We start from the raw sequence: 22,060 nt of genomic DNA on the forward strand, positions 1-22,060 counted from the left end.
GTTAACGTTCCACCCAACCCAGCGTGCGCCGCGCCAGCACATCCCGCAGCAACGGCAGGCTGTTCATCGCCATCAGCCCCAGATTCCGCCCGACTTCCATCGGGAACAGGTGGTTGGAGAAGACACGCACCAGCCCGTCGGTCAAGGCTACCGTGGTGTGTTGATCCGGCTGGCGGCGGCGCTGATAACGTTGCAACACCGCCTGACTGCCCGGGTCTTCGCCCTGTTCAACAGCGGCCGTCAGCGTTTCCGCCAGCGTCATCACGTCGCGCAGACCGAGGTTAAATCCTTGCCCGGCGATGGGGTGCAGGGTTTGCGCCGCGTTGCCCACCAACGCCAGACGGTGGCTGATATGCTGACTGGCGGTCACCAGCGCCAGCGGATAACTGTGGCGATCGCCGACCTGGGTTATCGCACCCAGCCGCCAGCCGAAAGCGCGCTGCAACTGCTGGCGGAACTGCGCGTCGCTCCAGTTATCCACCTCGGCCTGTTGTGACAGCGGGTGGCACCACACCAGCGAACTGCGGCCTTTGCTCATCGGCAGCAGCGCCAGCGGGCCGTGCTCGGTGAAGCGCTCATAGGCGCGACCCTGATGCGCTTCGGCGGTGGCGACGTTGGCGATGATCGCCACCTGTCCATACGGCGCCTGCTGCCACTGAATGCCGGCGTGTTGCGCCAGTTGGGAACGGGAGCCGTCGGCCGCCACCAGCAGTTGCCCGCTGAGGCGGGCGCCGTTGTCCAGTAGCAGCGATGCGCCGTCAGCCTCCCGGTTGACTTCCACCACCGTTGCCGGGCAGTGCAGCCGCACGCCGGGCGCGTTCTGTAGCAGTGAAAACAGCCGTTTGCCGGCGTCGTGCAGTTCGACCACGTGGCCCAGCGCCGGCACCCGGTAATCGCTGGCCTGTAACCGCACCCGTCCCGCATGCCCCCGATCGCTGACGTGCACGCTGGCGATAGGGCTGGCGACGGGCGCGAGCGCCTGCCAGACGCCGATGGCGTCCAGTTGCATGCAGGTGCCCTGCGCCAGCGCGATGGCGCGGGCGTCAAAGCCGGGGTGGTGGTGTTCCTGCGGCGAGCGAGCTTCGATCAGATCCACCGGGATCCGGCCGCCCGACAGGCGGGAGATCGCCAGTGCCAGCGTTGCGCCCGCCATTCCGCCGCCGACAATCATGACGGTCATGAGGCTTGTCCTGCCGCCCTTGCCATTAATGCTTCAATCTCGTCCGGATCTTTCACCACGTCGCCGGTCAGCACTTCATTGCCGTTCTCGGTGATGACGATATCGTCTTCGATACGAATGCCGATGCCGCGATACTCCGGCGGCACATCGGCGTCCGGCGCGATGTACAGACCCGGCTCGACCGTCAGCACCATGCCCGGCTCCAGCGTACGGCCGCGATCGGCGGTGCCGTAGTCGCCGACGTCATGCACATCCATACCCAACCAGTGGCTCAGGCCGTGCATGAAGAACTGGCGGTGCGTCTGCTCGGCGAACAGGGTGTCGACGTCGCCTTGCAGGAGGCCGAGTTTGATCAGGCCGCGCAGCATGATGCGCACCACTTCCTCGTTCACTTCGCGGATGCTGCGGCCCGGCGCGAACATCTCGATAGCGCGCACTTCCGATTCCAGCACGATGTCGTAAATGGCGCGCTGCGCCGGAGTGAATTTGCCGTTGACCGGGAAGGTGCGGGTGATGTCGCCGGCGTAGCCCTGATATTCGCAACCGGCGTCGATCAGCACCAGATCGCCGTCGCGCATCTGACATTCATTTTCGGTGTAGTGCAGAATGCAGGCGTTTTCGCCGCTGCCGACAATGGTGTTATAGGACGGGTAGCGCGCGCCGTGGCGGTTGAATTCGTGGTGGATTTCCCCTTCCAACTGGTATTCGAACATACCGGGGCGGCATTTCTCCATGGCGCGGGTGTGGGCCAGCGCGCTGATTTCACCGGCGCGGCGCAGGATGTCGATTTCCGCCGGCGATTTAAACAGGCGCATATCGTGTACCCACGGCCGCCAGTCGGTCAGCGTCGCCGGCGCGTGGAAGCCTTTGCGCGTACCGCCGGTGCGCAGGGTTTCCAGCGCGGCGAACACCAGCTTGTCGGCATAGGCGTATTCGCCCTGCGCATGGTAGACCACATCCAGGCCGTTGAGCAGCAGATGCAGCTGTTCACCGATTTCGCTGAACGGCAGCGCGCGGTCTACGCCCAGCCTGGCGGGGGCCGCTTCCTGGCCGAGGCGACGGCCGAACCAGATTTCAGCGGTGACGTCGCGTACCCGGTTGAACAGCACGCTGTGATGGTGATTCTCGTCGCTTTTGATCAGCAGCACGGCCGCTTCCGGCTCATTGAAGCCGGTGAAATACCAGAAATCGCTGCTCTGGCGGTAAGGGTAGTCGCTGTCTGCGTTACGTTGCGCTTCCGGCGCGGCAAACAGGATAGCCGCGCTGCCGGGCGCCATCTTGTCCAGCAGGGCCAGACGGCGGCGGAGGTATTCTTGTTGATTCATTACCTGCTCCTGAAAAGGGCATCAAATGCAGAATGTGTGTTAATGCAGTGTCGGTTTTTTTTGCTCCGGCGCAGTGACCACCGGACGGGTAAATTCGTTATGGCACATGATGGCCGCTACCCGTACATACTCGATCACTTCTTCCAGCGACTGCTCCAGTTCATCTTTATCTTCGTCTTCGTCGTAACCGAGCTGGGCGATGTTGCGCAGATCGTCAATCGCTTCTTTCAGCTCGCCCTGCGTTTTGCCAAGGCGGGGCTGGACGACGCCGAGGCCGAGCAGAAAATGGTTGACCCAGCCGGCCAGCGCGTCGGCGCGGTCGAATACGCTGACGTGCTCCAGCGTGTCGTCCGGCAGGAACAGCTGAAACAGAAAGCCGTCGTCCTCCAGCGCGTCGCGGGTAGCCTGATACAGATGTTGCAGCGGCTGGGCCAGCGTCTGCGGGAAGGCCATGCCGTCGTTGGTCAGTTCGAACGTCAGCGTTTTCCAGCTATCATCATGGTTGCCGCCGCACAGCATGCCGCTTATCAGTCCGTGCATTTCGGCGGCGGTCAGAGCCACCTGATGCTGTTGCAGTAGCTGGTCGATAGCTTCGTAACCGGGGAGTGTATTCTGTATAGACATGAGCATTCATCGTCGTTGGCAGGTCGTTCGTGTTATGCTACCACCAAGCTCCGCTGCTATACCAGCAAGCTCCGTCGCCAGACCAGATACCCAATAGATTTCAAGCGACAGAAAGGCGGCAAGTGAGCGAATCCCGATGAGCTTACTCAGGTAAGTGATTCGGGTGAGTGAGCGCAGCCAACGCCTCTGCGGCTTGAAGTATGGCGGGTATAAAGGGCTTGTATCTTCTATTGTGGATATATATAGTAGCGCCCGCTTTTTCCCGGCCCCGTCACGGGCCGCGCAGCGGATGTCCCTCATGCGGGCGTGAAACGAAATAAGGCAGGAAGGTGACATGTCTGCACAACCGGTAGATATTCAGATTTTTGGCCGTTCGTTAAGAGTCAATTGTCCGCCAGAACAGCAGGATGCGCTGAATCAGGCTGCGGAGGATCTTAACCAGCGGTTGCAGGACCTCAAGGTTCGTACCCGGGTGACGAACACGGAGCAACTGGTGTTCATCGCGGCGCTCAACGTGTGCCACGAGCTGGCGCAGGAGCGATTGAAAACCCGCGATTATGCCGCCAATATGGAACAGCGTATTCGCATGTTGCAGCAGACGATTGAACAGGCGTTGCTGGAGCAGGGCCGTATTACCGAGCGTCAGGGCGCGCAATTTGAGTAGCGTGTCTCGTTTTGACAAAAGTACGGTTTTTTGGGGTAACACATCGCTGCCAGACATGATAAGGTAGCCTTGAAAGAACAAAATTTCTCTGAGATGTTCGTCAGCGGGCAAGTCCCCTGAGCCGATATTTCAACCAACAGAATGTAACGATCCGTGGTTGGTGAGCATGCTCGGTTCGACCGAGAAGCCTTAAGACTGCGACGTTGCGTTCACCTTGAACCAAGGGTTCAAGGGTTACAGCCTGCGGCGGCATCTCGGAGATTCCCTCTCGTTTATTCCCCTTTGATTGCATGTTAATTGCATGAAAGTGACTGCGCATGAATCCAGCCAGTGCTTCTTCCGACCTTTCTTCCGTAGCGGCATTACGCCAGCAAATCCGTCAGCAGGTTCGTCAGCGTCGTCGCGCGTTAAATCGTGAACAGCAAGCCGCTTTTGCCGCACAGGCCGCCGAACGGGCGATGGCGCACCCGCGTTTTGGCGACGCCAGTCGGGTGGCGCTGTTTCTGTCGTTTGACGGCGAGCTGGATACCCGGCCGTTGATCGACGTGTTATGGCAGCGACAAAAACAGGTTTACCTGCCGGTGCTGCATCCGTTCTGCAACGGGCATCTGCTGTTTTTGCGTTATGCGCCGGATACCGAACTGGTGTGGAACCGGCTGAAGATTCAGGAGCCGCGGCTGGATGTGCGCCAGGTGTTGCCGGTTGAGCAACTGGATGTGCTGCTGACGCCGCTGGTGGCGTTCGATGCCACCGGGCAGCGGCTTGGCATGGGCGGCGGGTTTTATGACCGCACGTTGCAGCACTGGCGGTCACGCGGTCCGTATCCCATCGGGCTGGCGCACGATTGTCAGCAGGTGGATGTACTGCCGGTGGAAAGCTGGGATGTGCCGTTGCCGGAAATTATCACCCCGTCCCGCAGTTGGCGCTGGTGAAGGCGCGGCGGGATTAACTCGCCGCCGGCATCGGCGTTTGCCGGTCGTGCCCCAGCATTTGCTGCACCAGCTCCACGCAGCGCAGAAAGCGGCTGTCGTAGTCTGATTCGGTGACGTGGACGTACGGCACGTTATTTTCCGCCAGCATACTTTTGAGCACGTCCTGAAACGCCTTGCGATCCGCCGCGCTGCCCAGACTGCGCAGGCCGTCCGCCACCCAGGGGGTGTTGTTCTCCAGCAGAATCACCAGATCAAAGCGGTACTCCTCAACCAGCGCCTGTACGAACGGATGCTCACGGCCTTCGTATTTTTTGCAAAACGCCTGCGTGGTGATGAAGTCGGTGTCGATAAATGCCACTTTGTTGGCATATTTCACGGCGAAATCAATGTACTGGGCCTGGCCGAGCGCGATTTTGTCGTAGTCCGAATACTGTAGCGCCATTTCGTCGCCGCCCAGGTGGGAGAACACGTAATCGCGGCCGTATTCCCAGGCGCTGGTGGTATTGAAAATATTGGCCAGCTTGTTGACCAGCGTGGACTTGCCGCTGGACTCGCCGCCCAAAACCGCCACGGTGCGCACGAAGAACGGTTTCACCTCGGTGGGGATATATTCCCAGTAGCGGAACGGATCCTGACGGATCTGCGCGCCGCTGATGCTCATAAAGGAGCGTTTAGGGTCGATCAGCACGGTTTCGATGCCGAGATGTTCCTTGTACTGCGGCGCGTCCTGCTCTTCGCTGGTGTAGACGTAGCTAGGGTCGATGCCTTTTTCCGACATGAACTGCTTAATGCCGCGGCTCCACACATCCCAGCCGTGCGGATAGGGTTCCATGCCCTGTTCGTTGAAGGCGTGAATGTGGATATTTTTCTGATATTTGAAGGTTTGCAGCAGCCAGCGCAGGCGGTCGCTGACGGTCGGCTGTTGCGACATGGAACTGTGCTCGAACAGTTGGCGGTCGCGCGGCTCGTCATAGCCCAGAATCACGTGCAGTTCGTCTATCTGGCTGCAGGCGCGCTGAATCAGGTAAATGTGGCCGGTGTGCAGCGGATAAAATTTGCCGAACACCACGCCGATGCTTTTTTGCTGATAAGGAAATTCCAGCCCCAGAAAACGGTGCAGCGACTCCAGCTTCTGGGCGCTGGGGCTTTTGATTTTGGCGTTGAGCAACTGGCTTAAGTAGCCTTTGGTCATACCCGCGGCATCGGCGACCTGTTGCAGGGTACAGCCTTTTTGTCTGATGGCTGTTTTCAGGTAATCGTAGGGAGACATGGTCTGATACTCCGATGTGGCGGATAACGCTCTGCTATATTAACGCGTTACGATGTTAACGCTCTGCCATATTAAGGCTCTGACGAGCAAAGCCTAATGGAAATTACAGATCATCAAGGATCGCCAGCGCGTCCGACAGTTTTTTCACGCCCATCACCTGCATGTTGGCGGGCGGTTTTTTCGGCATGTTGGCAAACGGCACGATGGCGCGTTTAAAGCCGTGCTTGGCGGCTTCGGTGATGCGTTCCTGACCGCTCGGCACCGGGCGAATTTCCCCGGCCAGCCCGACTTCACCGAATACCACCAGATCCTGCGGCAGCGGCCGATCGCGGAAACTGGACACCAGCGACAGCAGCAGCGCCAGGTCGGCGCTGGTTTCCGTTACCTTGACGCCGCCCACCACGTTGACGAATACGTCCTGATCCGACATTTGCAGCCCGCCGTGACGGTGCAGCACCGCCAGCAAGATCGCCAGCCGGTTCTGTTCCAGCCCGACCGCTACCCGACGCGGATTCGCCATCATCGAGTGATCCACCAGCGCCTGAATTTCCACCAGCAGCGGCCGGGTGCCTTCCCATACCACCATCACCGAACTGCCGGAGGTGATTTCATCGCCCCGGCTCAGGAAGATGGCGGACGGGTTGCTGACTTCCCGCAGCCCTTGTTCGGTCATGGCGAAGACGCCCAGCTCGTTGACGGCGCCGAAGCGGTTTTTGTGGCTGCGCAGGGTGCGGAAACGGGAGTCGGCGTCGCCGTCCAGCAGCACCGAACAGTCGATACAGTGCTCCAGCACTTTCGGGCCGGCCAGCGAGCCGTCTTTGGTGACATGGCCGACCATGATGATGGCGACGCCGCGGGTTTTGGCGAAGCGTGTCAGGTAGGCGGCGGTTTCCCGCACCTGCGCCACGCTGCCGGGAGACGACTGAATGTCCGCCAGATGCATCACCTGAATGGAGTCGATCACCATCAGTTTCGGCTGTTCCTGTTCGGCAATCAGGCAGATCTGCTCGATGCTGGTTTCCGACAGCATATTGATGTGCTGGGCGGGCAGGCCAAGACGGTGAGCGCGCATCGCCACCTGCTGGAGGGATTCCTCGCCGGTGACATACAGGGTCTTCATCTGTTCGGCCAGTTTGCACAGGGTTTGCAGCAACAGGGTACTTTTGCCGGCGCCGGGGTTGCCGCCGATCAGAATGGCGCTGCCGGGTACTACGCCGCCGCCCAGCACCCGGTCGAATTCCTGAAAACCGGTGGAGAAACGCGGCAGCGCTTCCAGGCTGATGTCCGACAGTTTCTGTACCCGGCTGACGTTGCCGCTGTCCCCGGCGTAACCGGAGAAACGGTCGTTGCGTGACGAGGAGGACGCGGCGGCCAGACGCACCTCGGTGATGGTATTCCAGGCGTGACAGGCGCTGCACTGCCCCTGCCAACGCGGATAGTCGGCCCCGCATTCATTACAGACAAAGGCGCGTTTGACGGCTTTGGCCATGAATTACCTCCTTTTTACTGCTCTTTACTACATCTGCTCTTTACTGCATCTGCTCTTTACTACATCAGTGCTCTTTACTGCACTGCATCTCGGTATGGCGTGGCTCAGCCTTTTTCATGCCTCAGGCTGCCGCTGAGAATGCACAGTACGCCGGTCAAGTCGGCATGGCGGATGCTGACCGCACTCTGTTCGTTGACCTTGGGTTTAGCGTGGTAAGCGATACCCAGCCCGGCCGCCTTGATCATCAGCAGGTCGTTGGCGCCGTCGCCGATGGCGACTGTCTGGTGCAGCGGGATCGAAAGCTTTTCCGCCAGCTGACGCAGCGTATCGGCTTTATATTTCGCATCGACGATCGGGCCGACCACGTCGCCGGTCAGTTTGCCGTCGCGCATGCCCATTTCGTTGGCGACCGCCGCCACCAACCCGAGTTCATCACGTAGGTAGTCGGCGAAATAGGTGAAGCCGCCGGAAGCGATGGCCAGATGCCAGCCCGCGTCCTGCAACTGTTTGACCATGCTTTTCAGGCCGGGCATCAGCGGCAGGGCGTCCCGCACCTGGCGCAGAATGTTGGCGTCCGCGTCTTTCAGGGTGCCGACGCGCTGACGCAGGCTGGCGGAGAAATCCAGCTCGCCGCGCATGGCGCGCTCGGTGACCTCGGCCACTTGCTCGCCGGTGCCCGCCAGTTTGGCGATCTCATCGATACATTCGATCTGGATCGCGGTGGAATCCATGTCCATGACCAGCAGACCGGGCGAGCGCAGACTCGGGGTGTTGTACATTGGCGTCACGTCCAGCCCCAGTTCGTGGGCTACCTTGGTGATGCGCGGCGTCAGGATGCCGGCCAACCGTACCACCTGATAATCATCTACGCTCCAGGCGCTGACGATCACCAGCGGCTCATCCAGACGGCGCTGAATGCGGGATAACAGATATTTGTCGAGCACGTCGCCGTACATCAGCCAGCCGGTATTGCCGGCGCGGTAGTCGAGCGGCATCACCTCGTCGTCACTCAACGACAGCGGTAAATTTGGCCAGCAGTTGATCTCATCGGGCAGATCGCTATAGGTCAAACGGTTCGACATGGGTTAAATATCCTTTCCTGCGGGTAGTGAAGAATTGACGGGGTGGACGGTCACAAATCAACGCAACAAGCTATCCTATCGCCAACGCTTCTGGCAACATGAAAGTATCCAAATCGCGCAGGTATTCCCATGGTTCGGGCCCGGATAAAATTTCGCTTACATCGTACGGCCATTGTGCTGATCTGTCTGGCTCTGCTGGTGGTGTTGCTGCAGGGCGCGTCCTATTTCAGCCTCAGTCATCAAATGGCCCGTTCCGAGCAGGTGGAAGAACTGGCGCGCACGCTGGTGAAGCAGGTGGCGTTCAGTCTGACGCCGCTGATGGAAAGCAACAGTGACAACAGCGGCAGAATCGGGGAAACGCTGCGACAGCTCACCGACCACAACCGTATTCTGGATGCCGCGTTGTACCAGCAGGACGGCACGCTGGTGGCGCGCGCCGGCGAACAGATTGAGGTGCGCGACCGGCTGGCGCTGGATGGCAGCCGCGCCGGCAGCTACTTCAACCACCAACTGGTGGAGCCGATCAACAGTAAGGACGGGCCGATCGGTTTTCTGCGCATCACGCTGGATACCCACGTGCTGGCGACCGAAGCCCGCCAGGTGGACAACACCACCAACATTCTGCGATTGATGATTCTGATGGCGCTGGCCATCGGCATTATTTTGGCCCGCACCCTGCTGCAGCATCGCCGTTCCCGCTGGCAGCAGTCTCCTTATTTGCTGACTGCCAACGCGTCGGCGCAGGATGATGAACCGGCTAACGACGATGAGCCGTCCACGCAGGATGGCGATCAGACCCGCAAACCCTGAGTTGGGCTGTCGTATCACTGGCGTTTGGTCGCCACCATAAACAGGCGCGGATAGGTCAGCAGGCTGTTGCCGTCCGCCTGAGCCGGGTAGGCCGTTTGCAGGCCCAGCTGGTATTGTTGCAGAAAATCCTGCTGTTCCTGCTCGTTCAGTTCCGCCAGAAACGGGCGCAGACCGGTGCCTTTCAACCACTCGATGATTGCCTGCGGCCCGCTCATCACGTGATAGTAGGTGGTGTGCCAGATATCCACGTCGCAGCCGTGACTGACCAACAGATCGTAGTACTGCCCGGTGCTGAGCAACGCCTGCCTGACCTTGTCCACATCACCGAATCGTTCCCACCACGGCCCTTCGGCGGCGATTTTGCGCATCAGTTGATGTGTGGGCTGGCTTAGGGTATCCGGCATTTGCACCGCCAGCACTCCGCCCAGCGTCAGATGTTCGATCAGCGCAGGCAGCAGTTGGTCATGATCCGGCAACCATTGCAGCGAGGCGTTGGCGTAGATGATGTCCTGCGGCGTATCCGGCTGCCAACTGGCGATATCCGCCTCCTGAAACGTGCAGCCCGGCAGACGCTGTCGCGCCTGTTGCAGCATGGCGCTTGAGTTATCCACGCCAGTGACCCGCGCCTGCGGCCAGGCCTGATGCAATAGCTCGGTACTGTTGCCGGGGCCGCAGCCCAAATCGGTGATGGCAATAGGAGCAGGGTGTGAAATGCGGGATAACAGTTCAAGGGCGGGGCGGGTACGTTCGCCGGCAAAGCGCAGGTAAAGCTCGGGGTTCCAGTCTTGCATAGCCATATCCTCTGCAGGTGGGTGCGATGGGTAAAGCCGAGGAATAGCAGCATAAGAAGTTGTGGCGGTTTTTTCCATCCGCCGTCGGGGAATGCAGCACAATCGATCTTTGATTGCGCTGCGGGGCGCCGGTTACCCCAACTGTTGCTGGAACTGTTGCCATTGCGCCTGGAACTGGCCGATGGCCGACAGATAGTCGCTTTTGGTGTAAGGGTCGGCGAAGGTTCTGGATACATAATTGCGGAATTGATCGAACCAGCTATCGACGCTGCCGGATTCGGTCAGCGCAAACACCTTCTTGCGTTCCAGTTGACTGGTCGAGATACCCTCACTGTTTTTCTGCAGCTCACGCTGTGCCGCCTCTGCCCGTTGGGTATCGCCGGTGTCGGTACTGTATTGATATACACTCTCCAGCGTGCCTTTCTCCATCCTGTCGAAAGCGGCGATCCGGTCACTGACGTACTGCGTAATATCCTGACTGGCTTGCTGCTGGTAATTGCTGTCGATGTAGCGGTTTTTCAGCGCTTCCAGCTTGGCTTGTTTGATCGGCAACTCCAGGTTGTCGGTGACGCTGCTCCAGGTGGGCAGTGGGGTATCAGACAAGGCGCTGTGAACGAGATCAAGAAAGTCATCTTTACTGATGCCGCTGTCGGCCTTGAGGTTATTGGCCCAGACGCCGAATACCGCGGATTCGTCGGTCAGAAAACGGTCGGTGAACAGCGGGTGGTTCATATTAACCCCCGGGATCATCACGATTGGCGTACCAACCAGATTGACTGACTGCGTCGGATCGCCGGAATTGCCGGTAGGGATCGCACTGGCCTCTCTGCGATCGCGCAGCTGTTTCGCCAGTTCCTCTTCAAGAGACGTGCCTTGCTGTGCGTACTTGGTGTTTGCCTTGTCGATAAGGTCGCGCAGGTGAGCCCGCGCTTCTTCGGATAGCTCGGTAGCGGCGGAGTCAACCGTGGTTCCATTCCGATCGACAATTTTGACCGGATTGCCGACTGAGGTGTTAGTGGCTGACGTGGTAAGGCTCTGGGTTTGAGAATTGCTATAACCCGTATTGATAACAGACAAGCTCATACTCTCTCCTTAAATGCAATTAAGCGTTAGCCTGTCTGTTATCGGTAAGTGTAAATTAGATCTTTACAAATGTTTCTAAATGTTATTATCGGCGTGGATCGTTAATAGCGTGATGCGTATTACCCCAGACGCTGGCGGAACTGCTGCCATTGGTTCTGCAGCGCATCGATGTTCTGCTGTTCCCAGTCGCTGCCGTAGGACGAGGCCTGCAGGTAATGGCTGAAACTGTCGAACCAGCCGTCCACGTTGCCGCCGCTCGCCAGCGCAAAGATTTGCTGGCGTTTGACCTGAAAATCGCTGGTGCCGGCGTCGTATTTCTGTAGCTGGCTTTGTGCCCACACCGCGCGAGCGGTATCGCCCACTTCGATGCCGATGCGGTATTCGCCTTCCATCAACGCCTTGCCGATGGTGTCTTCATCGCTGATTTTCTGATTGACGTAGCTGTTGATGGCCGCTTCCGCCTGCTGCTGGTAGCTGCTGTCCAGATACTTGTCTTTGATCGCGGTCAGTTCGGCTTTTTTCACGCTCAGTTGCATGGCGCTGGTGATATTGCTCTGCTGATTGGCGAAGCCGTAGGCCAGCACATCGTGGACCAGCGTCAGGAGGTCTTCCTTGCTGATGCCGCTGTCGGCTTTGATGTTATTGGCCCAGCTGCTAAACGTCAGGCCGTCGCTGGACGTGATGGGGTCGCGAAACAGCAGGTTGTTCAGACTGACGCCGGAGGAGGTGCGCGTAATCACATCGTTGCGCAGGTCGCGAATGGCGAGCGTCAGTTTTTCCTGTTCTTCTTTACTCAGTGTTTCTTTACTCAGTGTTTCATTCAGCGGCGTGGCGCTGCGCCAGCGCGCCAGCGTTTCTTCGGATACTTTGATGCTGGTAGGGAGTTCAATCGTTTTTCCGGTCAGAGGATCGATTTTTACCGGATCGCCGTTGGACGAAGCGCCGGCGGATGGTGCGTTAATCTGGGTCTGAGAACTGCTATAACCCGTATTGTCGACAGACAGGCTCATGCTCTCTCCTTAATTATGATAAGCGTTAACCTGTCTGTTATCGGTAAGTGTAAAACAGATCTTTACAAATGTTTCTGAATGTTATTATCAGGCGACGGGCCTAATGCGCTGTTTGCGTTATGGTCGATCGTGTTTACGTTATGATTGATTGTGCCGGGCTGGCAAATCGGGGAAAATGGACGGCTTATTTATGTCTGTCGCTACTTATGCCTGTCATTTAAGCCTGTGTGGGGGAAAACGCGTGTAAAAATGCTTAATAGAATCTCTCAGCCATGCGGCTGCGCTTACTGCGTGTGCTGATGGCTTAACTGATTGGCATTATACAGCTTGATGTCTGTATTTTCCGCTTTGCCTGATGCGGCGTGCGATGCGCGTGTCGGGCGGCTAACTATTAAGAAGCCTGAATAACATGTCTCCAAGTGAATACGCACGCGAAGTCTCGAAACGTCGGACATTCGCCATTATCTCTCACCCCGATGCCGGTAAAACTACCATTACGGAAAAGGTGCTGCTGTTCGGACAGGCGATTCAGGTCGCCGGTACGGTGAAAGGACGCGGCTCCAGCCAGCACGCCAAATCCGACTGGATGGAAATGGAAAAGCAGCGTGGTATCTCGATTACCACCTCGGTGATGCAGTTCCCTTACCGTGAATGTCTGGTCAACCTGCTGGATACGCCGGGGCACGAAGACTTTTCCGAAGATACCTACCGTACGCTGACCGCCGTCGACTGCTGCCTGATGGTGATCGACGCCGCCAAGGGCGTTGAGGATCGGACCCGTAAGCTGATGGAAGTTACCCGTCTGCGCGACACGCCGATCCTGACCTTCATGAACAAACTCGACCGCGACATCCGCGACCCGATGGAGCTGCTGGATGAAGTGGAAAGCGAGCTGAACATCGCCTGTGCGCCGATTACCTGGCCGATCGGCTGCGGCAAGCTGTTCAAGGGCGTCTATCACCTCTACAAAGATGAAACCTATCTTTATCAGAGCGGCATGGGCCACACCATTCAGGCCGTGCGCATCGTCAAAGGGCTGGATAATCCGGAACTGGATCAGGCGGTGGGCGAGGATCTGGCCGCGCAGTTGCGCGATGAGCTGGAACTGGTAAAAGGCGCTTCCCACGAGTTTGAACAGGACGCGTTCCTGAACGGCGAACTGACGCCGGTGTTCTTCGGCACCGCGCTGGGCAACTTCGGCGTGGACCATATGTTGGATGGGCTGGTGGCATGGGCGCCTGCGCCGATGCCGCGTAAGACCGACGCGCGCGTGGTCAGCGCCGACGAAGAGAAGTTCAGCGGCTTTGTGTTCAAGATTCAGGCCAATATGGACCCGAAACACCGCGACCGCGTGGCGTTCATGCGCGTGGTGTCCGGCCGGTACGATAAAGGCATGAAACTGCGTCAGGTGCGCACCGGCAAAGACGTGGTGATCTCCGACGCGCTGACCTTCATGGCGGGCGACCGTTCCCACGTGGAAGAAGCCTATCCGGGCGACATCATTGGCTTGCACAACCACGGTACGATCCAGATCGGCGATACCTTTACTCAGGGCGAAGAGCTGAAATTCACCGGTATTCCCAACTTTGCGCCGGAACTGTTCCGTCGTATCCGCCTGCGTGACCCGCTCAAGCAGAAACAGCTGTTGAAAGGGCTGGTGCAGCTTTCCGAAGAGGGCGCGGTGCAGGTGTTCCGTCCGCTGATCAACAACGATCTGATCGTGGGTGCGGTTGGGGTGCTGCAGTTTGACGTGGTGGTGGCGCGCCTGAAAACCGAATACAACGTGGAAGCGGTGTACGAGTCGGTGAACGTCTCCACGGCCCGGTGGGTCGAGTGCGGCGACGTGAAGAAATTCGAGGAGTTCAAGCGCAAGAACGAACAGCATCTGGCGCTTGATGGCGGCGACAATCTGGCCTATGTGGCGCCGACCATGGTTAACCTCAACCTGGCGCAGGAACGTTATCCTGACGTACGGTTCCATAAAACCCGCGAGCATTAATCGCCGGTTTATCGCCCACTCCGTCCGGAGTGGGCTGCTTTCTGCTTATTCCTTAACGATCAATCTGTTGTTGCTGCCTTCCCCGCGGTTTTTCCGCCACGGACAAATCTGAAATCACCGCCAGCCGGCCGCTCTGCGCTGGGCTTTTCACTCTCATTGGCTATAGTTAACGGTGTGTTACGTATTTGGTTTATTTAACTGCTATTGGTTTTCGTAGTGGTTTGTTATGTTGATTTTATACTTTTAGTTAACGAGATAATCTGACGAATCATGACGAATCGCTTCGGGCTAATGGGTAAACCTGTTGTGAAACAGGCAATAACGATAAGGAAGGTATCGATGAAAAAGACCAAGATTGCACTTTCGACTAAATTTGCATTTTCGCTGGCGACGGTGGTTCTGGGGACGGTACTGGCGGGCGGTCAGGCGCAGGCTGAGCAGCAAACGCTGGTGCAACAGGCGCAGCGTATCGCAGATACCGCCGGTAAAAAAATCGATAGTTCCGTACAACAGGCCGCGGGCTTTGTGGATGACAGCACCCTCACCGCCAGGGTGAAAAGCGCGCTGCTGAAAGATGAAACGCTCGACAGCAATGACATTTCCGTTTCCACCCGCGATGGCGTGGTGACGCTCAGCGGTTTTATCAGCAGCCAGCAGATGGCGACCGGCGCGGTGAAAATCGCCGCCCAGACCGAAGGGGTCAAGTCGGTCAGTGATAAATTGCAGGTGAAGGATAACAGCGGCGTGCAGTCGGTCGGCGCGTATGCCGACGACACCCTCACCACCAGCACCATCAAGGCCAAACTGCTGGCGGATGACATTGTTCCTTCCCGTCACGTTAAGGTTGAAACCCACGACGGCGTGGTGCTGCTGACCGGTCAGGTGACGAGTCAGGCGCAGGCCGATCGGGCGGAAGCCATCGCTAAAGCCGTAAGCGGCGTCAAAAGCGTCAAGAACGCGCTGACGGTGAAATCCTGATGCGCTCTGCCGCCGGGAGCACCGGCGGCAGAGCGGCGGCGCGATGCTCGCCGCCGTTATTCCCTTTCTGACTGACTATGGACGCCGCCCGGCATACGCAGCCCGGTTCAGGGGCGTACGTACTGGCGGCGACTCCCTCGCCTGTTCGCTCGCCAGGAGGTCTGATGTTTCGCTGGGGCATTATCTTTTTGATTATTGCGGTCATTGCCGCCGCTTTCGGGTTCGGCGGCCTCGCCGGTACTGCCGCCGCCGCGGCTAAAATCGTCTTTGTGGTGGGGATTATCCTGTTCCTGCTCAGCCTGTTTATGGGGCGACGCCGGCGATAGCTTGAAGCCATACGGTTGTCATATTTTTCCGCCACACTGTCCGTGCTGTTTTTTGTCCGACGTTTGTCCTGTTCTGGGGGTCATCATGATGAATCTGGATGTCGCCATCGGCAGATGGAAGCAGTGGAAAGGGTGTCTGTGGGAACTGTGGGCCGAGTGCTTTGACAGCGACGGCGCCTGGGTGTCGGGAAACCACGGTTTTCTGGCCGGTGTGATGCAGGAATATTACGGAAAAGAGCAGGACAAGGTATCCTCGGAGCATGACCGTTTGCACTGAGGGATAACCGTTGCCCACCCACTCTTTATCCGATGACGCGATGGCGGCCGAGCCCGATCGCGCGCAGGCAGCGAGCGTCGGGTTTATCGATACCCATTGCCATTTTGATTTTCCCCTGTTCGCTGAGGATGACGCGGGCAGCCTGACGCGGGCGGCGCAGGCGGGCGTACACCGCCTGATTGTGCCGGCCGTGGCCGCCGAACATTTTGAACGGGTGCTGGAACTCAGCCAGCGCTGGCCTGCCCTGTACGCCGCGCTGGGGCTGCATCCGCTGTATATCGCCGGGCATCAGGACGCCCATCTGGCCGAACTGGCGTCCCTGCTGGCGCAGCCGCATCCCCGTCTGGTGGCGGTGGGCGAGATCGGCCTGGATCTCTACATGCCGGAACCGCAATTTGAACGGCAGAAAGCGTTTCTGGGCGCGCAGCTTCAGCTGGCGGCCCGGCGCGATCTGCCGGTTATTCTCCATTCCCGTCGTAGTCACGATCAACTGGCGCAAATACTGCGCCGTTACCCGGTTCCCTGTACCGGCGTAGTGCATGGTTTTGCCGGCAGCTACGATCAGGCCATGACGTTTATCCGCCTTGGCTACTACATCGGCGTGGGCGGCACTATTACCTATCCGCGCGCCAACAAGACTCGGCAGGCGATTGCGCGCCTGCCGCTCGACCGGCTGCTGTTGGAAACCGATGCGCCGGATATGCCGGTGTGCGGGTTTCAGGGGCAACCGAATCGCCCGGAGCGTATTACTTCGGTGTTCGAAACGCTGTGCGAATTACGTCCGGAATGGCCGCAGGTCATTGCGGGCGCCATTCTCGCCAATACCCTGCGGCTGTTCCCGGGGTTGCAGTCGCCGGAGCCGCATCAATCCGCCTGATGCCGCCGCCATACTATTGGCGTTTATTGCATTAGTTGCTTTACTTTACGGTATCCTTGGCGACATCGGCGACGGGGTCAATGACTCCCGGTTGTCGATTAAACGGATGCTGGGCTGGGTTTTCTCGCCGCTGGCGGCGGTTGGTGTTTCGCCGGATGCGTTCACGTTCAGTCGGCGATACATCGTCTTATTTACCGGAGGGCCTGCTCGTGGACGGCTCACACCCGGTTGCAGAGTGCAGTGACATGCTTTCTTCATTTATCAAAAATATCGAATGGTTGACTGTCCGTCAGGCCGGGAATGAAACCACTTACCCTGGGCATTGTGCGCGCTGTTATTTCGACCTGTCGGCGTACCGCGATGATCTGTTTTCCCGGGCAGGTATTCCCGTCCCGGCGGAAATCACCCGCTCGGTGCCGAAACGTCGGGCGGAATATCTGGCGGGGCGTTATCTGGCAAAAATGGTGCTGTCCCGGCTGGGGGTGAATGGCTATGTGCTGACCAGCGCGGCCGATCGCTCGCCGCAGTGGCCGGAGCGTATCATCGGATCGCTCAGCCACAACGTCGACAGTGTGCTGTGCGCTGCGCATCAATGCCGCCACGATGCGTCCTGCGTCGGGCTGGATATCGAAACCCGGATGAACGCCGAGCGCGCCAATAACCTGTGGCCCGGCATCGCCGATGAGATTGAGTATGACTGGCTGCATTCCCACAACCCCATCAGCTTCGCCAGTATGCTGACGCTGAGTTTTTCCGCCAAAGAGAGCCTGTACAAGGCGTTGTATCCACAGGTAAAACGTTACTTCGATTTTCTGGATGTCCGCATGGTCGGGCTGGATACCGTACAGCAGACCTTCACGTTGCAGTTGCTGACCGACCTGTCGCCAGATTATCTGGCGGGGCGCCGTTTCTCGGGAACCTACCAATTGCGGGAAAGCGATATCACCACGTTTCTGTTTGACTGAACAGGATGCCATTGACGTCATGACAACAGGGAGCGACGAACATGAAGATGACCGGCAACACGATACTGATTACCGGCGGCGGCTCGGGCATTGGGCTGGGGCTGGCGGCGGCGTTTCACCAGCGCGGCAACCAGGTGATCATCGCCGGGCGGCGCGAGGCGACGCTGCGCCAGGCCGCCGCCGCCTTCCCCGGCATGGTCTGGCAGGTACTGGATCAGCGCGATCCTGAGGCCATCAGCGCCTTTGTCGATCAGCTGGCGCGGGATTATCCGGCGCTCAATGTGTTGATCAATAACGCCGGTATTCAGCGGCGTGAAGATCTTACCCAACCGGATCCGCAACTTATCAACGACACGGTGTCGACCAATTTGCTGGGGCCGCTGTGGCTGACCGGCGCGTTGATACCCCATCTGCTGCATCAGCCGCACGCGGCAGTGCTGAATGTGACGTCGGAACTGGCGTTTCTGCCGCAGGCGATTACCCCGACTTACTGTGCCAGCAAGGCGGCGCTGCATGCCTATACCGATGCGCTGCGCTGTCAGTTGCGCCAGACGCCGGTGCAGGTCATCGAAATTATTCCGCCCTGGGTGCAGACCGGATTGCAGGGCGAATGGGGCTATGACCCGCGCGCCATGCCGTTGCCGGACTTTATTGATGAAACGCTGGCTTTGCTGTCGCAGCAGCCGGAGGCCGACGAGATCGTGGTGGAACGCGCTCGCGCGTTGCGATTTGCCGAACGGGAAGGCGCTTACGCCGAGCGTTTTCGGGCATTCAATCTTGACCCGGACACAGGCAATTAAAACGTAGTCGGTTAGGGGGATGGCTGACGGCCTCTCTCCCGGTCGGTTATCCGGAGGCAACACGGTATCTGGGGGTAATATTGTGTCCGGATGTAATATTTCATGTTTTCTGATGAGTTACGGTTTGGGCAACCGCCTTAATTTTAATCTGCTATTGCCGGTGTTTTTTCCATATATTTTGTAGTGATTTTATTTTATCTTTTAAAATCAGTTGTTTGATGTCTATTTATTCATTTCCTTATTCTACGAATGCGGCTTTTCTCCGGTTTTTTTCCCGTTGGACAGATTAATCTCTGACGTTAACACGCCGATAACTAATGTAATGTTTTGTATAAATTCAGCGACCATGTGCCCTCTTAAAGGAAAAAATGATGAATACAACTACTCTGCCTCCTTCGTCGTCCGGTGTGAGTTTCTGGCACAACTGGCGGCTGATGCCGATGTTCAGCTCGATTATCGGCGTTATCCTGATCCTGTTTGCACTGGCGATTGGCTTTTCCGTCCATTTTCTGATGCGCAGCAACAGCTCCCTTAACGACGTGACGGCGGAAATTCAGGTCCGTCTGGGGGTTTCCAACAGTTCCAACCATTTACGTACCGCTCGCCTGATGTTGATTCAGGCCGCCGCCGCCGCCAAAGAGGGCGATAAAGACACCGCCAGCAGCAGTATTCAGCAGGCGGAAGGTCGCCTGAAGCAGTCGGCGGACAGCTTTGCCGCCTACCAGAATCGTGAAGTGAAAACCCCGGCCGATCTGGCGCTGGATGACGCGCTGCAACAGCGCTACAACGACTACGTCAATAATGGCGTCAGGCCGATGCTGGATGCGGTGAAAGCCGGTCGTTACGACGATGTGGTGGCGACCGAATGGAAACAGACCCGTAAGCTCGATCTGGCCTATAACGAGGTATTGCTGAAAGTGGTGGCGATTCGCACCCAGCGGGCGGAAGCGCTCAACAACGAGGCGCAGCAGGAGTCGGTGCTGGGTTACAGCGTGATGGCCGCCAGCTTTGTGGTGGCGGTGCTGGTGTCGCTGTTTACCTACCTGTGTCTGCGCCGGGTGATCATCAAACCGATGCGTTCGCTGGTTGAACGTATTGAACATATCGCCGCGGGCGATCTCACCATGCCGCTGGCGCAGTGGGGACGCGGTGAAATCGGCCAGTTGGGGCACTATCTGCAGAACATGCAGCAGTCGCTGGCACGCACCGTCAGCAATGTACGTCACGGGGTGGAAGCCATTTATCAGGGTATTACCGAAATTTCCGCCGGCAACAGCGATCTCTCTTCCCGCACCGAAGAGCAGGCGTCGGCGCTGGAGCAAACTGCTTCCAGCATGGAAGAGCTGACCTCTACCGTGCGTCATAACGCCGACAACGCCAACCACGCCAGCCAACTGGCCGGCAACGCTTCCGGCAAGGCGCGTCAGGGTGGCGAACTGGTGGAAGGCGTGGTGAAAACCATGGGCAACATCCACCAGAGTTCGAAGAAGATTTCCGAAATCACCAATATCATCAACGGCATCGCTTTCCAGACCAACATTCTGGCGCTTAACGCCGCGGTGGAAGCGGCGCGTGCCGGCGAACAGGGCCGCGGTTTTGCGGTGGTGGCCGGCGAAGTGCGTTCGCTGGCGCAGCGCAGCGCCCAGGCCGCCAAAGAGATCGAAGGGCTGATCACCGAATCCGTGGCGCTGGTGGAAACCGGCTCCGGTCAGGTCAGCCGCGCCGGGGAAACCATGCAGGATATCGTCAACGCCGTTACCAGCGTGACGGATATCATGGCGGAAATTTCGGTGGCGTCGCAGGAGCAGAGCAAAGGCATCGATCAGGTCGGGCAGGCGATTAACTCTATCGATAATGTCACCCAGCAGAACGCCGCGCTGGTGGAGCAGGCTACCGCTGCCGCCACGTCGCTGGCGGAACAGGCCGCCGGGCTGAATGAGGCGGTGTCGGCGTTTCGTATCGACGGCGCGGAACGCCGCCCGGCCATCAGCATCGGGGCCCGTCCGGCTTCTTCGCCGGCGGCGTTGCCCAAAACGCTCCCCGGCGCGAAGAAAGCTAAAAGCAGCAACGACGGCTGGGAAACCTTCTGAGTTACAAAGGTGAAAGCCGTTAACGGGTAGCCTTTGGCTACCCGTTTTCTTTTAGTGAAAGGTCGGGCGGCCGGTGAAATGCCCGACCCAGCCGGACGGATTGGTAAAAATGCGAATGGCGGTGAAATCGGGAAACTCGCCGCTATCGAACCAGTGTGGAGTATTTGCTGGCACCCGCAACAGGTCGCCGGCCTGGCAGGTGAGGCGATACACCTGTTCGCCCGCCGGAACGAAAAAGGTGCCGCTGCCGCGGACAAAGAAACGCACTTCATCTTCGCTGTGGGTGTGCTCCTGCAAAAATTTCTCCCGCAGCGCCGCCCGGTCCGGGTGCTCTGGGGTCAGGCTGATGACGTCCGCCGAGGTATAACCCTCGCGCTGACTGAGCCGGTCGATATCCTGACGAAAACGCGCCAGCAACGCGTCGCCGTCAACGTCGGCAGGGGTGTCGCCGGTGTGCCAGCGCTCCAGTTGCAGGCCCGCCGCCGCCAGCAGGGCGGCAATCTGGTCGAATTCGTCGAACTGCTGAGTGGGATATTCGAGGTGAGGACGGTGGAAAATCGCCAGTGTGGTCATGGTGGTTACTCTCAGTAAAAGGGATATGGCGTTAACCTTTCACTCTGCATGGTTAAAAAACAAGATGCTTTATTTATATCTTATTACCAGATCTTTTTTTGATACGAGCGTGTAAAACAGTATTTACCTTTGCTTAACCGCGTGGAAGGGATTAGTGATATCACGCTTTTTGGGGAGCGTTCCCGCGTTTATTCCGGTTGAGGATATTTGGGGCGTTCTCTGGCTGCACCAGCCGCATAATCTATTCTTTTGAGATGTTATTAATATGGGCTGTTATTTATTTTCTATTTTATTATTTATTTTGTATTAATTAAGAATAAAACAGGGAAGCGATATACTTCCCTGCGGCCTGAATATTTATTGCCAGTTCACGATGATTTGCGCCTGCTGGCCGGAAACCGGTATTTTTCCGCCACTTATTACGCGCATGGCAAAGAAGAACGGCAGCGCCGGGCTTTTGCCTTTAAATACTTCGGTTGACATTCTTCTTGTGCGGGAAACATCAACACAATTACTGGTGCTGCCCTGACACAGATAAACATTTAGGCCATCGGGAAAACCTGCCACATTCCAGGTCCAGCTTACGTAGGTAATCGCACCGTTGGCCGGCGGATTGCCCTTAACCGGGACATCAACGGTTTCGAGGAAATTACGAGCGTATACGGTGGGAAGAACCACACTGGAGGTGTAGCTGCCTGCCGCGATGGCCGCCTGAGAAAGTGAAGCCGCCAGAAGCGCGCCGCCCAGAGCAAGGCGCGTGAAAACTGATTTCCGTTTCATATAAATAACTCTCAATATGAGATAAATTGACCGACAGAAAATAGGTTATGCCTGTCCATGCTGGCTATTTTATGGCTCAACCAGACCATGAAAGAGCGTTTTTTCGGTAGTGTAAATAATACCTGCCGATAAATA

At 57.9% G+C, this 22,060-nt stretch carries 22 protein-coding genes and 1 other RNA gene; 12 read left to right on the forward strand and 11 right to left on the reverse strand.

Going from position 1 to position 22,060, the window contains the following annotated elements:
* Position 1 precedes the first annotated feature (1 nt).
* The 3 genes from ubiH to DXXMK7_RS02395 are packed head-to-tail and all read right to left on the reverse strand — an operon-like array spanning position 2 to position 3,129.
* Entirely contained in the window at positions 2-1,180 is a 1,179-nt protein-coding gene (ubiH, locus tag DXXMK7_RS02385; RefSeq protein WP_038917698.1) for a 2-octaprenyl-6-methoxyphenyl hydroxylase, read from the reverse strand.
* Positions 1,177-2,505, reverse strand: a complete 1,329-nt coding sequence (pepP, locus tag DXXMK7_RS02390; protein WP_038917699.1) for a Xaa-Pro aminopeptidase — start codon at positions 2,503-2,505, stop codon at positions 1,177-1,179. Before pepP ends, ubiH begins: the two co-directional genes overlap by 4 nt.
* Positions 2,506-2,544: 39 nt before the next feature.
* Complete coding sequence (locus DXXMK7_RS02395) at positions 2,545-3,129, reverse strand: YecA family protein (RefSeq protein WP_038917700.1); 585 nt, start codon at positions 3,127-3,129, stop codon at positions 2,545-2,547.
* Positions 3,130-3,463: 334 nt separating this feature from the next.
* Between DXXMK7_RS02395 and zapA the strand changes: the two genes are divergently transcribed.
* The 3 genes from zapA to DXXMK7_RS02405 all read left to right on the forward strand — a co-directional run bounded on the left by zapA (position 3,464) and on the right by DXXMK7_RS02405 (position 4,725).
* Positions 3,464-3,793 (forward strand): cell division protein ZapA, encoded by a 330-nt coding sequence (gene zapA / locus DXXMK7_RS02400; protein ID WP_012883229.1) that lies wholly within the window; start codon positions 3,464-3,466, stop codon positions 3,791-3,793.
* An 82-nt stretch (positions 3,794-3,875) separates the two neighbouring features.
* Positions 3,876-4,058, forward strand: a non-coding RNA gene (ssrS, locus tag DXXMK7_RS21535) — 6S RNA.
* A gap of 52 nt (positions 4,059-4,110) precedes the next feature.
* Positions 4,111-4,725: a 5-formyltetrahydrofolate cyclo-ligase gene (locus tag DXXMK7_RS02405; RefSeq protein ID WP_038917701.1), complete on the forward strand. Its 615-nt coding sequence runs from the start codon at positions 4,111-4,113 to the stop codon at positions 4,723-4,725.
* Positions 4,726-4,738: 13 nt separating this feature from the next.
* Here DXXMK7_RS02405 and nadR read toward each other — a convergent pair whose 3' ends face one another.
* From nadR to serB, 3 genes are all read right to left on the reverse strand, one after another.
* Positions 4,739-5,995: a multifunctional transcriptional regulator/nicotinamide-nucleotide adenylyltransferase/ribosylnicotinamide kinase NadR gene (gene nadR, locus DXXMK7_RS02410; protein ID WP_038917702.1), complete on the reverse strand. Its 1,257-nt coding sequence runs from the start codon at positions 5,993-5,995 to the stop codon at positions 4,739-4,741.
* Positions 5,996-6,098: 103 nt separating this feature from the next.
* Positions 6,099-7,484, reverse strand: a complete 1,386-nt coding sequence (gene radA / locus DXXMK7_RS02415; protein ID WP_038917703.1) for a DNA repair protein RadA — start codon at positions 7,482-7,484, stop codon at positions 6,099-6,101.
* 104 nt (positions 7,485-7,588) lie between these two features.
* Entirely contained in the window at positions 7,589-8,566 is a 978-nt protein-coding gene (gene serB, locus DXXMK7_RS02420; RefSeq protein WP_038917704.1) for a phosphoserine phosphatase, read from the reverse strand.
* A gap of 129 nt (positions 8,567-8,695) precedes the next feature.
* Here serB and DXXMK7_RS02425 point away from each other — a divergent pair, with 129 nt between their 5' ends.
* The gene (locus tag DXXMK7_RS02425) at positions 8,696-9,376 is read left to right on the forward strand and encodes a YtjB family periplasmic protein (protein WP_038917706.1); all 681 of its coding nucleotides are present in this window, start codon (positions 8,696-8,698) and stop codon (positions 9,374-9,376) included.
* A gap of 14 nt (positions 9,377-9,390) precedes the next feature.
* Here the strand turns inward: DXXMK7_RS02425 and tam are convergent, their stop codons facing one another.
* From tam to DXXMK7_RS02440, 3 genes are all read right to left on the reverse strand, one after another.
* Complete coding sequence (gene tam, locus DXXMK7_RS02430; protein ID WP_038917707.1) at positions 9,391-10,167, reverse strand: trans-aconitate 2-methyltransferase; 777 nt, start codon at positions 10,165-10,167, stop codon at positions 9,391-9,393.
* A 132-nt stretch (positions 10,168-10,299) separates the two neighbouring features.
* Positions 10,300-11,250, reverse strand: coding sequence for a hypothetical protein (locus tag DXXMK7_RS02435; RefSeq protein WP_038917708.1), 951 nt, complete (start codon positions 11,248-11,250; stop codon positions 10,300-10,302).
* Positions 11,251-11,369: 119 nt separating this feature from the next.
* Positions 11,370-12,260: a hypothetical protein gene (locus tag DXXMK7_RS02440; protein WP_038917709.1), complete on the reverse strand. Its 891-nt coding sequence runs from the start codon at positions 12,258-12,260 to the stop codon at positions 11,370-11,372.
* A gap of 409 nt (positions 12,261-12,669) precedes the next feature.
* Here DXXMK7_RS02440 and prfC point away from each other — a divergent pair, with 409 nt between their 5' ends.
* The 8 genes from prfC (at position 12,670) to DXXMK7_RS02475 (ending at position 20,572) form a co-directional block, all read left to right on the forward strand.
* A complete protein-coding gene (gene prfC / locus DXXMK7_RS02445; protein WP_038662740.1) occupies positions 12,670-14,259 on the forward strand; it encodes a peptide chain release factor 3 in 1,590 nt (529 codons plus the stop codon).
* A 339-nt stretch (positions 14,260-14,598) separates the two neighbouring features.
* On the forward strand, positions 14,599-15,237 hold the full coding sequence (gene osmY, locus DXXMK7_RS02450; RefSeq protein WP_038917711.1) for a molecular chaperone OsmY: 639 nt from the start codon (positions 14,599-14,601) through the stop codon (positions 15,235-15,237).
* A 164-nt stretch (positions 15,238-15,401) separates the two neighbouring features.
* Positions 15,402-15,563: a DUF1328 domain-containing protein gene (locus tag DXXMK7_RS21540; RefSeq protein ID WP_071605144.1), complete on the forward strand. Its 162-nt coding sequence runs from the start codon at positions 15,402-15,404 to the stop codon at positions 15,561-15,563.
* An 88-nt stretch (positions 15,564-15,651) separates the two neighbouring features.
* On the forward strand, positions 15,652-15,840 hold the full coding sequence (locus DXXMK7_RS02455) for a stress response protein (RefSeq protein WP_038920779.1): 189 nt from the start codon (positions 15,652-15,654) through the stop codon (positions 15,838-15,840).
* 40 nt (positions 15,841-15,880) lie between these two features.
* Complete coding sequence (locus DXXMK7_RS02460; RefSeq protein WP_049842610.1) at positions 15,881-16,717, forward strand: TatD family hydrolase; 837 nt, start codon at positions 15,881-15,883, stop codon at positions 16,715-16,717.
* Positions 16,718-16,962: 245 nt separating this feature from the next.
* On the forward strand, positions 16,963-17,682 hold the full coding sequence (locus tag DXXMK7_RS02465) for a 4'-phosphopantetheinyl transferase (RefSeq protein ID WP_038917712.1): 720 nt from the start codon (positions 16,963-16,965) through the stop codon (positions 17,680-17,682).
* 41 nt (positions 17,683-17,723) lie between these two features.
* The gene (locus DXXMK7_RS02470; RefSeq protein ID WP_038917713.1) at positions 17,724-18,482 is read left to right on the forward strand and encodes an SDR family oxidoreductase; all 759 of its coding nucleotides are present in this window, start codon (positions 17,724-17,726) and stop codon (positions 18,480-18,482) included.
* A gap of 371 nt (positions 18,483-18,853) precedes the next feature.
* Entirely contained in the window at positions 18,854-20,572 is a 1,719-nt protein-coding gene (locus DXXMK7_RS02475; protein WP_038917714.1) for a methyl-accepting chemotaxis protein, read from the forward strand.
* A 51-nt stretch (positions 20,573-20,623) separates the two neighbouring features.
* Here the strand turns inward: DXXMK7_RS02475 and DXXMK7_RS02480 are convergent, their stop codons facing one another.
* Both DXXMK7_RS02480 and DXXMK7_RS02485 read right to left on the reverse strand, forming a co-directional pair.
* Positions 20,624-21,145, reverse strand: a complete 522-nt coding sequence (locus tag DXXMK7_RS02480; protein WP_038917715.1) for an acireductone dioxygenase — start codon at positions 21,143-21,145, stop codon at positions 20,624-20,626.
* A 357-nt stretch (positions 21,146-21,502) separates the two neighbouring features.
* Positions 21,503-21,925 carry a flagellar protein FlhE gene (locus DXXMK7_RS02485; RefSeq protein ID WP_038662723.1) on the reverse strand — a complete coding sequence of 141 codons (423 nt, stop codon included), beginning with the start codon at positions 21,923-21,925 and terminating at the stop codon, positions 21,503-21,505.
* Between the last annotated feature and the right edge of the window lie 135 nt (positions 21,926-22,060).

Source organism: Dickeya sp. MK7 (assembly GCF_000406305.1).
Lineage (GTDB): Bacteria > Pseudomonadota > Gammaproteobacteria > Enterobacterales > Enterobacteriaceae > Dickeya > Dickeya fangzhongdai.

Excerpts from the sequence above, each read along its gene's own strand:
- prfC (WP_038662740.1), top strand. The coding sequence starts at position 12,670 with ATGTCTCCAAGTGAATACGCACGCGAAGTCTCGAAACGTCGGACATTC.
- DXXMK7_RS02440 (WP_038917709.1), bottom strand. The coding sequence starts at position 12,260 with ATGAGCCTGTCTGTCGACAATACGGGTTATAGCAGTTCTCAGACCCAG.
- serB (WP_038917704.1), bottom strand. The coding sequence starts at position 8,566 with ATGTCGAACCGTTTGACCTATAGCGATCTGCCCGATGAGATCAACTGC.
- DXXMK7_RS02435 (WP_038917708.1), bottom strand. The coding sequence starts at position 11,250 with ATGAGCTTGTCTGTTATCAATACGGGTTATAGCAATTCTCAAACCCAG.
- DXXMK7_RS02460 (WP_049842610.1), top strand. The coding sequence starts at position 15,881 with ATGGCGGCCGAGCCCGATCGCGCGCAGGCAGCGAGCGTCGGGTTTATC.
- DXXMK7_RS02475 (WP_038917714.1), top strand. The coding sequence starts at position 18,854 with ATGAATACAACTACTCTGCCTCCTTCGTCGTCCGGTGTGAGTTTCTGG.
- zapA (WP_012883229.1), top strand. The coding sequence starts at position 3,464 with ATGTCTGCACAACCGGTAGATATTCAGATTTTTGGCCGTTCGTTAAGA.
- DXXMK7_RS02465 (WP_038917712.1), top strand. The coding sequence starts at position 16,963 with ATGCTTTCTTCATTTATCAAAAATATCGAATGGTTGACTGTCCGTCAG.
- ubiH (WP_038917698.1), bottom strand. The coding sequence starts at position 1,180 with ATGACCGTCATGATTGTCGGCGGCGGAATGGCGGGCGCAACGCTGGCA.
- osmY (WP_038917711.1), top strand. The coding sequence starts at position 14,599 with ATGAAAAAGACCAAGATTGCACTTTCGACTAAATTTGCATTTTCGCTG.
- tam (WP_038917707.1), bottom strand. The coding sequence starts at position 10,167 with ATGCAAGACTGGAACCCCGAGCTTTACCTGCGCTTTGCCGGCGAACGT.
- DXXMK7_RS02470 (WP_038917713.1), top strand. The coding sequence starts at position 17,724 with ATGAAGATGACCGGCAACACGATACTGATTACCGGCGGCGGCTCGGGC.
- DXXMK7_RS02425 (WP_038917706.1), top strand. The coding sequence starts at position 8,696 with ATGGTTCGGGCCCGGATAAAATTTCGCTTACATCGTACGGCCATTGTG.
- pepP (WP_038917699.1), bottom strand. The coding sequence starts at position 2,505 with ATGAATCAACAAGAATACCTCCGCCGCCGTCTGGCCCTGCTGGACAAG.
- radA (WP_038917703.1), bottom strand. The coding sequence starts at position 7,484 with ATGGCCAAAGCCGTCAAACGCGCCTTTGTCTGTAATGAATGCGGGGCC.
- DXXMK7_RS02395 (WP_038917700.1), bottom strand. The coding sequence starts at position 3,129 with ATGTCTATACAGAATACACTCCCCGGTTACGAAGCTATCGACCAGCTA.
- DXXMK7_RS02455 (WP_038920779.1), top strand. The coding sequence starts at position 15,652 with ATGAATCTGGATGTCGCCATCGGCAGATGGAAGCAGTGGAAAGGGTGT.
- nadR (WP_038917702.1), bottom strand. The coding sequence starts at position 5,995 with ATGTCTCCCTACGATTACCTGAAAACAGCCATCAGACAAAAAGGCTGT.
- DXXMK7_RS02480 (WP_038917715.1), bottom strand. The coding sequence starts at position 21,145 with ATGACCACACTGGCGATTTTCCACCGTCCTCACCTCGAATATCCCACT.
- DXXMK7_RS02485 (WP_038662723.1), bottom strand. The coding sequence starts at position 21,925 with ATGAAACGGAAATCAGTTTTCACGCGCCTTGCTCTGGGCGGCGCGCTT.
- DXXMK7_RS21540 (WP_071605144.1), top strand. The coding sequence starts at position 15,402 with ATGTTTCGCTGGGGCATTATCTTTTTGATTATTGCGGTCATTGCCGCC.
- DXXMK7_RS02405 (WP_038917701.1), top strand. The coding sequence starts at position 4,111 with ATGAATCCAGCCAGTGCTTCTTCCGACCTTTCTTCCGTAGCGGCATTA.